This is a genomic window from Martelella sp. AMO21009, assembly GCF_053484295.1.
Genome location: NZ_JBAKFR010000008.1, coordinates 57,860 through 71,596, shown reverse-complemented (window position 1 = coordinate 71,596; position 13,737 = coordinate 57,860). Strand labels below are relative to the sequence as shown.

Sequence of the window (13,737 nt, the reverse complement as noted above, 5' to 3'; positions counted from 1 at the left end):
TTGCGATCAGGCCACGTTCTTTCTGTCATAAAGAACCATCATGATAAACAAGGCGATTACCAATACCGAGCTGCCTATCATCACTGTGGACACGCCATCTATGAAGGCGGCCTTACCCGCTTCGATGACCTGGCTTCCAAGATTGCCACCAAGCTTTGCGGCGGCGGTCAGGGTCTGGTCGAGACTGTCCCATGCGCTGGGAGCAAGCCCTACTTCGGACGGAGGTGCAAACGATTGGGCGTAAATAGAGGCGATGACACTTCCCATGACGGCAACGCCGAGTGTCCCGCCCAACTCGTAGGAAATGCCTTCCAAGGCACCAGCCATCCCCGCTTTTTCTTCAGGAGCATTAATCATGATCGAGGTGGAGCCAACCGACATGATGCCGCCCAACCCGAACCCGGCGACAGTCAGGGTGGCCACCTGCCACAGCAGTGGTGTGGCACTGTTAGTCAGTGTGAATAGGGTGAGCCCAATCGCGGCCAATCCTAGCGTCAAGGCAAGCATGCGCGAGATCCCCACGCGGAACAGAACGGCTCCCAGGGTTGGACCTGCGATAAATGAACCCGCCGCTATCGGCAGAACGTAAAGGCCTGCCTGCAAGGGTGTGAAGTCGTCCACAAGCTGGAGTTTCTGGCTGAGAACGTATTGAAGACCTATCATTACGAAGCTTGCGAACAGCGCTCCGGCCGCTCCGATAGAGAACCCGGCATTACGAAACAGCGTAAAGTCGATTAGTGTCGATGAGAGAACGCGCTGGCGGCGAATAAACCACCAAAAGAATGTCACGCCGCACACGAAAGCGGCGGCCACCTCGTCCCAATGAATATCCGCCTTTAAGATGCCCTTGAGAGCGTAGAGGAGCGCGACAAGGCTTGCCGTCAGCACCGCCGAGGTGGGGGCGTCCCAATGGCGGTCTGGATTGCCCGCAAGCGCGGGTATATTGGCGAAGGTTAACACCAGCGTTACAATGACCACGGGTACGTTGATGAGGAACACCGATCCCCACCAGAAGTGCTCCAGCAAGAAGCCGCCGAGGATAGGCCCAAGCGCGGCGGCTCCGGCGGAGACCGATCCCCATATGCCAATGGCTACTGCTCGCTGGTGGTTTTGTGTAAACACCACTCGGATGATCGAGATCGTAGCAGGGAGCATGACCGCTGCGCCAATGGCAAGCACCGCTCTCGACGCAATCAGTGCCCCGGGGGTGGGCGCAAAGGCGGCAAATGTCGAGGCTGTGCCGAACACTGCTAGTCCGACGACAAACATCCTGCGATGCCCAATCCTGTCGGAAAGGGTGCCGCATCCGGGTAAAAGCCCCGCCATCACCAGTGAATAGGCATTGACCATCCAGAGCTTTTCGGCGGTCGTAGCTCCGAGTTCATGGGCCAGCACCGGTAGGGCCACATTTAGCACCGTCATGTCTACACCGATCAGCAATAGGCCGGTGGAGACGATGGCAAGAATGAGCCACGGATTTTTGTCAGTTATCATGCAGAAAGTCTCGTCATCTCGATAAGGCGGTGCCGGAAGCTTTCGGCGTCATGGGGGGCAACTCCGAACATGTGCCCTAGCCATATGCCATCGGCAGCGAACCGTGCATTCTCAAGCGGTAGGTCGTATTCTCCTGACCTTGCTAGCTGTGCATTGAACCAGGTACCCCACATTTGCCGGAGCTGTGGATCGGTAAGGGTCGCCATCCATAGCGGCCCCCATTGAGCATCCGCGCCCACTTCGAATACCGACAGCACATAGGCACGGGTAAACCGACCGTACGGCTCCGGGTCGGCGGCCATGCGGGCATCAAGGTCGGCACCAAACTCGTCGAGCATGTGTTCGAACACGGCATCAATCAGTGCCTGTTTACTGGGAAAATGATGAAACAGACCGCCCTTCGTCACCCCCGCGTCGGTCGCTACGGCATCGACGCCAACGCTACCGAGGCCATTCTCAAGCGCAAGTTTTCGGGCGCTCTGGATTAGCTGCATTCTCACGAGTTCAGGATTTTTCTTGCGGCGGTGAGCATTGGTCATGAAAGAAACATACCGGTAGGTATTTTTCTTTTCAACCGTTTTTTTCGAGCGAGATACGCTTCAACCTCTATCAGGCATAATCGCGATCCGTAACGTGCTCATAGCTGTGGCAATCACAAAGCCCACCCTGTCAACGTGGCTGGAATAAGGCTTACTAGCTGGAAGCCCCTGCGAAGAATTCGTCGGAAACCGACTTTGGGGTTTCCTCCCATCAGACGCCCAAGAATTATCACGCGAAGCAGACAGGTGCTTGGTGTGCGTTGATCGCTTTACGCTGCGCGACGAACCACAACCGCTCCAATCAGCATACTCAGCCCCAATGCGAGGAATAGAGGGTCGGCAACGTTCGTTTGCAACAGGCCGGAGGCAGTCATGACAGAAATGAGCATCAAGCTGAATTCGCCGCCGTGGGCTAGGATGACACCCGCGCGAAGGGCAGTTTCGAGATTTTCTCCGAACATGCGGGTCAGGGCAACAACAAGCGTGAGTTTCACCACCATGAGTATAAAAAGCCATGCCAACACGGCTGGCCATGTCGACCAGACCTCACCGATATGGAGTTGAGTTCCGATACTGATGAAAAACGCCCCAACGAACAAATCCCGGAACGGCCTGATTTCCCGTTCGACGAATTGGCGAGCGTCGCCCTCGGCGATCGCCATGCCGGAAGCGAAGGCTCCGAGCGCTGGCGAAAGTCCCGCGACCTGTGCAACAATGGCTGCGAGCAAGGCAATAACCAGGGCCAGAAGCTGTGCGAGGTCGGCCTCGCCCTGACTTGCGACCCATTCGGCAAGCCGCTGAAGCGTTGACCGGGCGATGAAGAACGCCCCGATAAACACCCCAATTCCCCCGACCATCTTAAGGATACCGTTCGCGCTTCCCACCGCTCCTGCCGCGACGATGACATCGTGAAACGCCAGAAAGCCGACTGCCGCCAGATCCTGAAATAGCAGAACAGCGATGGCGACCCGTCCCTGAGGCGTTCCGAGCGCACCGCCGCCGGCAAGTACCTTGAGGCAAAGCGCGGTCGACGACATCGCGACCGCGCCAGCAATCAGAACCGCCGCCGCCGCCCCGATCTCGGTAAAGACGAGGAGCCCTCCGGCAACCAACCCTCCGGTTCCAAGCACCTGTGCCAGACCGAGTCCAAAGATCAGCCGCCGGAGCGCCACGAGCTTGTCGAGGGAGAATTCCAGACCAAGCGTAAAGAGAAGCAGGATCACCCCGACCTCACCGATAAGCGTAAGTGTGGCACCCTCAGCGATGAGCCCCAGACCGGATGGTCCGATCAAAATGCCTGACAGCAGGTAACCGACCACTGCGGGGATGCCAAGCCTCGCGCAGATCGCGACATGGCAGAAAGCTACCATTGCGAGCAACACGGTGACCTCCAACAGTCCCTGTGCCGCGTGCATCAACGTCGCCCGTTTTTATAGACAGTTGCCCCGATCCACGCCGGTGGGTCGGACGCGGGGAAGGACGCAGCGCTCGCTTCACTGTCCGGGTCTGCGGCCATCGCAAGTTCCGCTGTGCGATCACAAACGCTGGCGGCGCCAATGCGTCGGTGAAGCCGTTGCCTGGAACTCGGTCGGTGGCCGGTCACTATGCGGTGGGCGCCAGGAGCACCGGCACCTTTGCTGGTTGGCACTCTCTCCCACCAGAAGCGACCCGGTGGCACGGATCGATGTTTGTCCGGTTCAGTGCGCACGATAAACTGCGAGCCGTTTCGTTGCGCGATGGCGCTGTCGAGATCAGGGAATGTCAAGCGGATGGGACTATAGGGAACGTCGGTTGCGGTCCAGCCCATAAGAAGCTCGATGGTCGGCGCTTGAGCCGAATCAAACCCGAGTATCCAATATTGCCGCCTAATTGGCGAGGAGGTGTGGGACGAGCGATCTGGCCTGTAGATCAACGCTGTCAGCACGTTGGGAGGTGTCAGGCCAGTTCCGAGGATTTTCGATCGAAACGGGGCGCTGTTGTGTCCTTTCATGATGGTTTTCACCTCTTTTCGGGTTGCGGCACCGGCGGCGTCAACGCCGCCGGTGCGAGAGCGATCATTAGGCGGCAGGCTCAGCCTCTTCGCCATCGCGATCGCCGGGCTTGTCGGGGGCTCCGGTCTCTCCTGCGCTCTCCAGCTTTTCAAACTTGATCTTCCGATCATCCACGGCCCAGGTGACGCGTACCTTGTCGCCGTCCTCGATCCGGCCCGAAAGCATCTCGCGGGCGAGCTCGGTTTCCAGTTCCGACCGGATTAGCCGTCGCAATTCGCGGGCTCCGAACTCCGGCCGGAAGCCCACCGCTCCGAAATGCTCCGCAACGCTTTTGTCGTAGTCGAGTTCGACCCCTTGAGTCATCGCCGTGCGAGCGACACGGGCCAGTTGCAGCTCGACGATCTGCCGAATTTCCGACTGGTTCAGCGAATGGAAGACGATGATCTCGTCGATCCGGTTGATGAACTCGGGCCGGAAATGAACGCGCAGAACGTCCATCAGTTCGGCCTTCTGCCCGGCCTCGTCGAACTCCTTGGTTCCGCGCTTGCGAAGGTTGCGCTGGATGATGTCGGAGCCGAGGTTAGACGTGGCAATGATGATGGTGTTGGTGAAATCCACCACGCGACCCTTGCCATCGGTCAGGCGGCCTTCATCGAAGACCTGAAGCAGGATGTTATATACATCCGCATGCGCCTTCTCGATCTCGTCGAGCAGCACGACAGAATATGGCCGGCGCCGGACCCGTTCCGTCAACTGCCCGCCCTCGTCGTAGCCGACATAGCCCGGCGGGGCGCCAATCAGCCGCGCGACCGCGTGACGTTCGCCATATTCGGACATGTCGATGCGGATCATTGCGTCCTGATCACCGAAGATCGTCTCGGCCAAGGTCTTGGCCAACTCGGTCTTGCCTACGCCGGTCGGGCCGAGGAACAGGAAGGTTGCGGTCGGGCCGGAGCCCTCGCGCAGTCCGGCGCGCGCCAGTCGCACGGCATCGGCAACGGCATGAATGGCCTCTTCCTGGCCGATTACACGCTCATGCAACTTTTCCTCTAGCTTCAGGAGTTTTTCGCGCTCTTCCGTGGTCAGTTCGCTCACTGGCACGCCCGTCAATTTAGAGACGATCTGCGCCACGTGGTCGGCGCGTACCTCGGCCGTGGCAGAGGCCCGGTCTCGCTTCCAGGTCGCCATCAATTCGTCGAGTTCGGCCTGTTTCGCGTCCAGTTCCTTCTTTAGCTCTCCAGCGCGGTCGAATTGCTTGCGACCGGCGGCGTAGTCCTGTTCGCGCCTGATCTGAGCGACCTCAGCTTCCAGTTCCTGCACGTCGACGGGTCGCGCGGTAGCGCTGATCTTCACTCGGGCGGCGGCCTGGTCTATCAGGTCGATGGCCTTGTCGGGCATGAAACGGCCGGTGACGTAGCGGTCGGAAAGCTCGGCTGCTGCGACGATGGCCTCGTCGGTAATCGTTACCTTGTGGTGGCTTTCCAGCGTGTCGCGAAGGCCGCGCAGAATCATGATCGTCTGTGCCACCGTCGGCTCGTCCACATATACCGGCTGGAAGCGGCGCTCCAGCGCGGCGTCCTTCTCGATATACTTCTGGTACTCGTTCAGTGTGGTCGCACCGATCAGATTCAACTCGCCACGAGCCAGTGCCGGCTTGAACGTATTGGCGATGTCCAGCCCACCTTCGCCGCCGCCCTGCCCAGCTCCGACGATGGTGTGGATCTCGTCAATGAACAGGATCATGTCGGCCTTGTTGGCCTCGATCTCTTTCAGGATCTTCTGGACCCGCTCCTCGAACTCGCCGCGATACTTGGACCCGGCGACCATCGAGTTGATATTGAGCTCGACCAGCCGCTTGTCGCGTAGCGCCTCGGGCACTTCCCCCGCGACGATGCGCTGCGCCAGTCCCTCGATGATTGCAGTCTTGCCGACGCCGGGTTCGCCGATCAGCACCGGATTGTTCTTCTTGCGACGCGCCAGAACCTCGATTGTCGTCTCGATCTCTCGCGCCCGACCGATCACCGGGTCAAGCTTGCCCTCGCGCGCCAACTTCGTCAGATCGCGGCTGTATTCATCGAGATCGGGAGTGCTCGACGGGGTCTCGACGCGGCCTTCCTCGGCCCCCTGACCGACGGCCTTCGTCACCTGTTGGCGTAGCGCCTGCGGCGTCAGGCCCAGCCGGTTCAGGATGCTCGACGCCACGCCCTCACCCTCTTCGGCAAGGCCGATCAGCAGGTGTTCGGGGCCGACATAGGAATGGCCCAACTCGTTTGAGGCTATGAAAGCGCGGTTCAGCGCATCTTTGACCCGCGGGCTGACCCCGATCTCGCGATCCTCGTGAGTGGCGTCGCCCTTCTTCGCCTCGCGCTCGATTTGGCGGCGTAGATCGTCGACGTCGATCTTGACCTGCCCCAACACCGTGCGGACAACGTCGGAGCCGGTCAACGCCAGCAGAAGGTGTTCCGTATCGACCTCGGTGCGGCCGAATTCGTGCGCTTTCTGGCCCGCCTGTTGCAAAAGCTTGTTAGCCTGTTCGCTCAAGCGGTCGGCAATATTAATGCCGCCGCGCCGCGCGCCGCGTCCCACCTGTCGGATCGGGACGGCTTGCCCCTGATCCTCGCCCAAGCGGTCGAAAAGGCCACCGCTATCGCCGAAGAATTCATCGAAGAGCGAGCGTCCGCTGAATAGGGATTCCAACGGCGATGCGCTGCGGCCCTGCCGTCGGGCGATCCTGCGGTAGTCCTCGTCGCAAAGCTCCATCACCTTGCGTTCACCGTTTGCAGAGACCTGCGCACGAAAGCTGGCAGGTCGGGATTTGCAGATATCACAGATGCCATTTGCCATTTTCTACCTCCGTCAGGTTCCCAGTCGAACAATCCGGGCTGGGTCTATGTTTTCAGGCCGCTTCTCCCTTCTTCGCGCGGACCTGTTCTGCGATTGCCCGAAGGTCGGGCTCGTTCAGCGTCTCGCGGTCGAGCAGATCGCGAGACGTTTCCTCCAGCAGCGCCCGGTTCGCCTCAAGAAGCGCGACCGTACGCGCGAAGATGTCATCGATGATTGCCTTGACAGCTACATCCATCCGCTCAGCCGTTGCCTCGCTGTGGCGGCGGTTGAGCCAAGCGGATTGATCACCCGTGCCAAGGAAGCCGGGCCGCTCGTTGTCGTAGCTGACATGGCCCAGATCGGGGTCCATGCCGTAGCGCGCGACCATGGCCCTGGCGATGTCGGTCGCCTTCACCAGGTCATCCGCGGCACCAGTCGAGAGGTGATCGTAGATGACCTTCTCGGCCGCGCGCCCGCCCAGAAGAACGGCAATCTTATTTTCCAGCTCCTCGCGGGTCATCAGAAAGCGGTCTTCAGTCGGGCGCTGGATGGTGTAGCCGAGCGCGCCGATCCCGCGGGGGATGATCGAGACTTTGTGCACGGGATCGCTCCCGATGAGCGCCATTGCGACCAGCGCGTGCCCCATTTCATGATGCGCGACGATTTCCCGTTCGCGTGTGTTCAGAACACGGTTGCGCTTCTCCAGCCCCGCCACGATCCGCTCCACCGCGTTGTTGAAATCATCCATGGTCACGGCATCAGCCTTGCGGCGGGTAGCCAGAAGTGCAGCCTCATTGACTAGGTTGGCCAGATCCGCGCCTGAAAACCCCGGCGTCAGCGCAGCCAACTTCTCGGCGGCCACATCGGGGGCGAACGTCACCTTCTTCATGTGCACGCCAAGGATTTGGATACGGCCCTTCTTGTCGGGCTTGTCCACCAGCACCTGCCGGTCGAAGCGTCCCGCACGCAGCAGCGCCGGGTCCAGGATTTCCGGCCGGTTGGTGGCCGCCAGCAGCACGATCCCCGACGACGGGTCGAACCCGTCCAGCTCAGTGAGAAGCTGGTTCAGCGTCTGCTCGCGCTCGTCATGCCCGCCTGCCATCTGACCGGAGGCGCGGGCGCGGCCGAGCGCGTCGAGTTCGTCGATAAAGATGATCGCCGGTGCGTTCTTGCGGGCTTGTTCAAATAGGTCGCGTACCCGGGCGGCGCCGACGCCCACGAACATTTCGACAAATTCCGAGCCAGAGATCGAAAAAAAGGTTACGCCCGCTTCACCTGCTACGGCCCGCGCCAGAAGCGTCTTGCCGGTGCCAGGCGGGCCGACAAGCAGGATGCCCTTCGGGATGCGCGCACCGAGCTTCCCGTACTCTTCAGGCGCTTTCAGAAAGTCGACCACTTCCTCCAGCTCGGCCTTGGCCTCGTCGACGCCGGCCACATCGGCAAAGCTGACGCCGGTTTCCTTCTCCATATAAACCTTGGCCTTGCTCTTGCCTACCTGCAGGAAACCGCCAAAGCCCTGCTTGTCGGCAAAGCGACGAAACAGCAGCATCCAGACCGCGAAGAACACCAGTGCTGGGGCCACCCAGGAGATCAACGTGCCCAGCAAGGTATTCTGTGGCACACCGGTTATCTCCACTCCCGATTTGTCGATACGATCAAGAATCTGGGGATTGACGATGGTCGTGACGAACTGGCTCTTTCCGTCCACGGGTGCGGTAAACCGGCCGGCGATTGTGTCCTGGCCGACAGCGACTGACGCGACTTTGCCCTGTTCCAGATAGCTTTCGAACTGGCTATAGCTGATCGGCGCGACAGAGTGCCAATCCGCGATAACGCCTTGAAAGAAAAGCACCGCCACAAAAGCCGCGACCCAGTACCAGATGTTGTATTGAGTTCTTTTCTCCATCCTTTTCTCTCCTCGGCGCCGCCTCACAGAGATGTTGTTGATTTATCGCGAGTGGCAAGATTGGTATTGCCTGATCCGAGTTCAAGAGGGCTCAGAAATGAAGAACGAGGCTGGCAAAGTCGCCCAAAATTCTTACATCTTGAAGCGTGCCACTTCCCGTTAGCCGCGATTGAAATTTGTTGCCGTTATGACTGCGACGCCACGCCACCAATTCCTGAACCTGCTCCAATCCATCCTGCTTTTGGCGGGTATGGCGGTTATCGCCTGGTTCATCGTTTCAGCGATTGCGGGAGAGGGCTTGGCGATTGCGATGGTCATCGTGTCCTTGTTGGGACTGCTGATGACACCCGGCATCCCGAAACGCCTGTTACTGAACGCCTATGGTGCACGCAGGCTCAGCGGGCGGGAGTTTCCGGACGGAATCGCTATACTGGCTGAACTTGCACGCCGCGCCGGACTGCCGCGTGTGCCGGAACTCTACTACATTCCGAGCCAGATGCCGAACGCCTTCGCTGTGGGCTCTCCGGATGAAAGCGCCGTCTGCGTCAGTGATGGTCTTTTGCGATTGATGGACCACCGCGAACTCGTCGGTGTCCTGGCACACGAAATCGCTCACATTGCGAACCGCGATCTCTGGATCATGGGTTTGGCCGATGCGATGTCGCGCGCGGTGTCGCTCGCGTCCTGGGTTGGGCAACTAATCCTGCTGCTGAATTTGCCGCTCATTCTGGCCGGTGCTGCTTATGTGCCTTGGCAGGTACCGCTCGTGCTGATGTTTTCACCCACCATTATGGCTCTTCTTCAGCTCGCGCTCTCGCGGGCTCGAGAATACGATGCCGATAGGGGCGGCGCTGAACTGACCGGCGACCCCGATGGCCTGGCTTCAGCCTTGCTCAAGCTTGAACGCCGCGTTGGGCGCGTCTGGGAAGAGATGTTCCTTCCTGGACGCCGTATCCCCGAACCTTCGCTACTGCGAACACACCCGCCCACCGCGGATCGAGTCCGGCGGCTGCGCTCACTTTCCGGCGCCCGCCGACCGATCTCACTGTCCGGTCCAATGAACGCACCGCGGGATGCGCGTGTCTCCACGCCGCGTTTCGGGCCTTGGGGCGTTTATCGATGAGACGAACGCAACCATGGCCGACAGCACGCGTGCGATGCGTCGCTCCATCTTCGAGCGCGAACTGATGCCCGTCTGGCGCAATCGTCTTCTGACGGAGATCACGCCTGATGACCTGCGTGCCCACTGCGGCAAGATCGTCGAACGAGGTGCGCCAGCGACCGCCATCCATGTGCGGGATATCCTGAAGCAGATCTACAGCTATGCCATTCTGCACGGCGAGAAGGTCGTCAATCCGGCCGATGACGTCGGTCCGGCCTCAATCGCTACCTTTACGCCGAAAGACCGCGCATTGTCGCCTGCCGAGATCCGCATCATGTTCAAGCAACTCGAGCATGTCGCGACGCTGCCAACGATCCGCCTCGGTATGAAGCTCTTCCTCCTGACCATGGTCCGAAAGAGCGAGCTGCAGGACGCGGTGTGGGACGAGATCGATTTCGACAACGCTGTCTGGACGATACCAAAGGAACGCATGAAGCGGTCGAAGCCGCACAACGTCTACCTGTGCCGACAGACATTGGACATCATGATCGCGCTCAAAACCTGCTCCGGCAACTCCCGATATCTTCTGCCGTCCCGGTACGACGCTGATGCTCCAATGTCCCGCGCGACCTTTAACCGTATCACCTACGCTGTCGTCGCACAGGCCAAGAAGGAGGGATTACCGCTGGAGCCGTTCACCGTGCACGATCTGCGGCGCACCGGGTCGACGCTGCTAAACGAATTGGGCTTTAACAGCGATTGGATCGAAAAGTGCTTGGCGCACGAGGACGGGCGCTCATCGCGCGGCGTTTATAACAAGGCCGAGTATGAAGTGCAGCGCCGGCATATGATGCAGCAGTGGGCGGATACTGTGGATGCCTGGATCGATGGCCGGAAGTATGCTCCCACGCTTTTGCCGCAAGCTATGCCCTTGATGGAGCTTGATCCTGCCCTTTGACGGGGCGGATTTTACGCTTGTTGACATCGGGGTGTTGGGCGCGTCGGATTGGCGCAGCCCGCCGTGCCATCAGCCAAGCCTCGACCTCGGCCAAGTCCCAAACGACGCAACGTGGCGAGAGCGCAAACCGGCATGGAAACTCGCCACGCTGCTCCATTTCATAAATGGTGCTGTCAGCCAGAGGGACCATTTCACGTAGCTGCTGGCGCCGGATCGTTCGACGCAAATTTGGAGTATTCATTCTATGTCCTCCGATCATCATGAGAACCATAGAAAGCGATAGAAGCTGAATGTGAAAAGTCCTTGCAGGCGCTTGTGCGGTAATATCGCGCTATGTCGTGCAAATCGGATTGGTCTTGGAAGAAACGCCTCCCATAACCGTCCACGCAGTTATGCAGCCCGCCTGTCACGTTCCCAGCCGTCTTCTCGATCGTATGATGTTCAATCAATTCGTTCCCGAAAGGTCGAGGGGCTTTGATTGCTCGGCAGAGACCGGTCGCGAAAGGAAGCCATCAATCAACGTCAGAATTATTCCAACAAAAAGCCCCGTACCCAACACCAATATGAGGGAAATATTGTCGCCGCGATCGATTGAACGTATTGCTGCGGGGAGCACTGCGAAAATTGTCACGTTATTTAGCGTTTCAGCAAAAGCAAGTATTATGCCTTTGCTATGCCCAGATCGCTCTGCCAATATCGTTGTGCTGCTTGGTGCGCCGGCGCCGAGTGCAAATCCCCATAGGACTAGGCAAGTTACGGCCCCGATGAAAGGGAGAGCGACTGTGGTGAAGGCTGCGATCGACAGCGCAAGTAATGCAGTTATCGCGATGAGTGACATTTCTTCTCTGCCGCACATGCGGCGTATCCAGCCCGCAGACAGATTTCCGATGCCTAAACCGAAACCAAACGCGGTGACCGTGACGCCAATCTCTGCTGTGTTCAAGTTGTAGCGTTGCTTGAGCATCTCCCCCGAGAGTAGGAAAGCGGCCACGCCTGTCCCATTCCAGGCGCCCTTGGCTATCAGCGGTCGCATTACATTCCATTTCTTCATCCAATGAAGATGCACTGTAGTTCTGGCGAATGAGGGTGAATAATTACCGGGGGTCGTTCTGGAACCGATAATGAACGCCAAAACGCATCCGCTTGCGCTCATGAGAAAAGGCAGTCGCCAACCAGCCCATTCGGTGAGCACGCCTGCGAGGGCTGGACCCAGCGCAATGCCGAACGTCATTCCAAGCATGACGAGGCCCATCGCACCAGCCTGCCTTTCCCTGGGGACGATTTCGGAAACCAGGGCGAACGCCGTCGGAATGATTACAGCAGACGCTAGCCCACCGAAGACTCTGAGAACCATTGCAATTTCGATAGTCGGGGAAAATGCAATTCCTATTCCATCGATAGCAAAGGCCAGAAGTGCAAGGAGTAGGAAGCGAACACGGTCGATACGGTCTGAGAGATATCCCAGAATAGGAGCCGCCAAAGCGTAAGTGAAGGCGTAGCCGGAGATTAGCCACGAGGCACGAGCCGGAGACGTGCGGAATGCCTCAGCTAGCGGTCCAAGCATCGCCGAAAGCATGAACTCGCTTGCGCCGACGAAAAAAACCGCCAAGGCTAGGATAGCGAGAAAGGGTCTATGCTGGTTGGAGCTTTCCGACGTCTTTTCTGATGTCGTTACCATTGATCTTCTGCTCTCTTTGAAGCTGTTTCAGACAAAAATACGTCTTCGCGATCGCGATCGCGTTTGGGCGGGATGAATGGACGGGAGGAGAGGCCGAGAGAGTGATCTCGCGACAAGGCCAGATGGATCAATATCCTATCTGGATCGGCTCAGAAATGTTTGTGAGTATATCGACGAAAAGCAGCTCAAAATTAGCTGCCCACGCTGGTATGCGCTCCGATACAAGTCTTCGTATAAGTCGACCTTAGTGCTGCTGTCAACGTGCTGAGGTCGGAACAGTGATCGGGACCGGGCCTTCTCTTGGGGTTGCTTGCCGCCAGAATGGGCGACTTTAGCCGCTGGTGTTGGGATAGAGCACATAAAGGTTCCCGATAGCGCGGCCGATGATCACGGTCGAATACTTGCGCCTCAACAAACCGAAGCCAGTTCGTCGCTCGCCGCACCCTAGGTCCAATTCGAGCTACTAACGTCGACTCCATAAGTGACGTCGATTATCTATAATGCATGACCAAAGAGACCGATGAAACCATTTCCGACCGGATTGCGCGCATTCTCGCGGATCGGATCATATCTGGCGCAATACGGCCCGGCGCGCGGTTGCGGCAGGATCATGTCGCGGCGGAGTTCAGCGCCAGCCACGTACCGGTGCGCGAGGCCTTTCGCGCGCTGCAAAAGCAGGGGCTGGCGGAGAGCGAGCCTTGGCGCGGGTTCCGCGTCACCGAGTTCGATATCGCCGAATTGCGCGAGGTCGCCGAGATGCGGGCGAGCCTCGAATCGCTAGCCCTACGCCATGCTGCGCCAAACCTGACGCGGGCAATTCTCGATGAGGCAGAAGAGGTTACCCGGCATGGCGATCGCGCCGGCAATGTCCGCGACTGGGAGGCCGCGAACCGCAGATTTCATCATCTGATCCTCACACCGTGCCACATGCCGCGCCTGCTGCGCACGATCGACGACCTGCAGGCGGCGAGCGCGCGCTTCCTGTTTGCCGCTTGGCGCAGCGACTGGGAGGCACGCACAGACCACGACCACCGTGCCATCCTTGATGCCCTGCGGAAGGGCCAGACCGAATTTGCCTGTTCGACCCTGGCACGCCACGTAGGCTGGATCGGCAAGCGCAAGCCGACATCAAAAAATGGCGATCTCAGAGAGACTTATGAAATTCCTGGCTGATTATCTATAATCTGTATTGATCGCATGAGGATGACTCCGGAATTATAGATAGTGTCGAAACCTATCTTCGGAG

Annotated in this window: 10 protein-coding genes and 1 pseudogene; 3 read left to right on the top strand and 8 right to left on the bottom strand. The window is 59.0% G+C overall.

Annotated elements, in window-relative coordinates:
• Positions 1 to 6: 6 nt before the first annotated feature.
• The 6 genes from V6766_RS11605 to ftsH form a co-directional block, all read right to left on the bottom strand.
• On the bottom strand, positions 7 to 1,494 hold the full coding sequence (locus tag V6766_RS11605) for an MFS transporter (protein WP_448466565.1): 1,488 nt from the start codon (positions 1,492 to 1,494) through the stop codon (positions 7 to 9).
• The gene (locus tag V6766_RS11600; RefSeq protein WP_448466563.1) at positions 1,491 to 2,033 is read right to left on the bottom strand and encodes a TetR/AcrR family transcriptional regulator; all 543 of its coding nucleotides are present in this window, start codon (positions 2,031 to 2,033) and stop codon (positions 1,491 to 1,493) included. The genes V6766_RS11605 and V6766_RS11600 overlap by 4 nt, the downstream gene beginning before the upstream one ends.
• 269 nt (positions 2,034 to 2,302) lie before the next feature.
• Positions 2,303 to 3,448, bottom strand: a complete 1,146-nt coding sequence (locus tag V6766_RS11595) for a cation:proton antiporter domain-containing protein (protein WP_448466561.1) — start codon at positions 3,446 to 3,448, stop codon at positions 2,303 to 2,305.
• Entirely contained in the window at positions 3,448 to 4,023 is a 576-nt protein-coding gene (locus V6766_RS11590; protein WP_292052189.1) for an NADH dehydrogenase ubiquinone Fe-S protein 4, read from the bottom strand. The genes V6766_RS11595 and V6766_RS11590 overlap by 1 nt, the downstream gene beginning before the upstream one ends.
• A 67-nt stretch (positions 4,024 to 4,090) precedes the next feature.
• Positions 4,091 to 6,868, bottom strand: a complete 2,778-nt coding sequence (locus V6766_RS11585; protein ID WP_448466559.1) for an ATP-dependent Clp protease ATP-binding subunit — start codon at positions 6,866 to 6,868, stop codon at positions 4,091 to 4,093.
• 52 nt (positions 6,869 to 6,920) lie between these two features.
• Positions 6,921 to 8,753 carry an ATP-dependent zinc metalloprotease FtsH gene (ftsH, locus tag V6766_RS11580; RefSeq protein WP_448466557.1) on the bottom strand — a complete coding sequence of 611 codons (1,833 nt, stop codon included), beginning with the start codon at positions 8,751 to 8,753 and terminating at the stop codon, positions 6,921 to 6,923.
• 187 nt (positions 8,754 to 8,940) lie between these two features.
• Between ftsH and V6766_RS11575 the strand changes: the two genes are divergently transcribed.
• Together V6766_RS11575 and V6766_RS11570 are read left to right on the top strand one after the other, a co-directional pair.
• The gene (locus tag V6766_RS11575) at positions 8,941 to 9,876 is read left to right on the top strand and encodes a zinc metalloprotease HtpX (protein WP_448466555.1); all 936 of its coding nucleotides are present in this window, start codon (positions 8,941 to 8,943) and stop codon (positions 9,874 to 9,876) included.
• Position 9,877: 1 nt separating this feature from the next.
• Positions 9,878 to 10,813 (top strand): annotated as a pseudogene (locus V6766_RS11570) (tyrosine-type recombinase/integrase); the annotation flags it as partial.
• On the opposite strand, the gene V6766_RS11565 reads toward V6766_RS11570, so the two are convergent.
• Both V6766_RS11565 and V6766_RS11560 read right to left on the bottom strand, forming a co-directional pair.
• The gene (locus V6766_RS11565; protein WP_448466553.1) at positions 10,779 to 11,054 is read right to left on the bottom strand and encodes a helix-turn-helix transcriptional regulator; all 276 of its coding nucleotides are present in this window, start codon (positions 11,052 to 11,054) and stop codon (positions 10,779 to 10,781) included. The pseudogene V6766_RS11570 and the gene V6766_RS11565 sit on opposite strands and share 35 nt — an antisense overlap.
• 204 nt (positions 11,055 to 11,258) lie before the next feature.
• On the bottom strand, positions 11,259 to 12,491 hold the full coding sequence (locus tag V6766_RS11560; protein WP_448466551.1) for an MFS transporter: 1,233 nt from the start codon (positions 12,489 to 12,491) through the stop codon (positions 11,259 to 11,261).
• A gap of 504 nt (positions 12,492 to 12,995) precedes the next feature.
• Between V6766_RS11560 and V6766_RS11555 the strand changes: the two genes are divergently transcribed.
• Positions 12,996 to 13,664: a GntR family transcriptional regulator gene (locus V6766_RS11555; protein ID WP_114215866.1), complete on the top strand. Its 669-nt coding sequence runs from the start codon at positions 12,996 to 12,998 to the stop codon at positions 13,662 to 13,664.
• Positions 13,665 to 13,737: the final 73 nt, after the last annotated feature.

Bases quoted from the DNA above. Each gene is read 5' to 3' on its own strand.
- ftsH (WP_448466557.1), bottom strand. From the start codon at position 8,753: ATGGAGAAAAGAACTCAATACAACATCTGGTACTGGGTCGCGGCTTTT.
- V6766_RS11590 (WP_292052189.1), bottom strand. From the start codon at position 4,023: ATGAAAGGACACAACAGCGCCCCGTTTCGATCGAAAATCCTCGGAACT.
- V6766_RS11600 (WP_448466563.1), bottom strand. From the start codon at position 2,033: ATGACCAATGCTCACCGCCGCAAGAAAAATCCTGAACTCGTGAGAATG.
- V6766_RS11575 (WP_448466555.1), top strand. From the start codon at position 8,941: ATGACTGCGACGCCACGCCACCAATTCCTGAACCTGCTCCAATCCATC.
- V6766_RS11585 (WP_448466559.1), bottom strand. From the start codon at position 6,868: ATGGCAAATGGCATCTGTGATATCTGCAAATCCCGACCTGCCAGCTTT.
- V6766_RS11560 (WP_448466551.1), bottom strand. From the start codon at position 12,491: ATGGTAACGACATCAGAAAAGACGTCGGAAAGCTCCAACCAGCATAGA.
- V6766_RS11595 (WP_448466561.1), bottom strand. From the start codon at position 3,448: ATGCACGCGGCACAGGGACTGTTGGAGGTCACCGTGTTGCTCGCAATG.
- V6766_RS11605 (WP_448466565.1), bottom strand. From the start codon at position 1,494: ATGATAACTGACAAAAATCCGTGGCTCATTCTTGCCATCGTCTCCACC.
- V6766_RS11555 (WP_114215866.1), top strand. From the start codon at position 12,996: ATGACCAAAGAGACCGATGAAACCATTTCCGACCGGATTGCGCGCATT.
- V6766_RS11565 (WP_448466553.1), bottom strand. From the start codon at position 11,054: ATGAATACTCCAAATTTGCGTCGAACGATCCGGCGCCAGCAGCTACGT.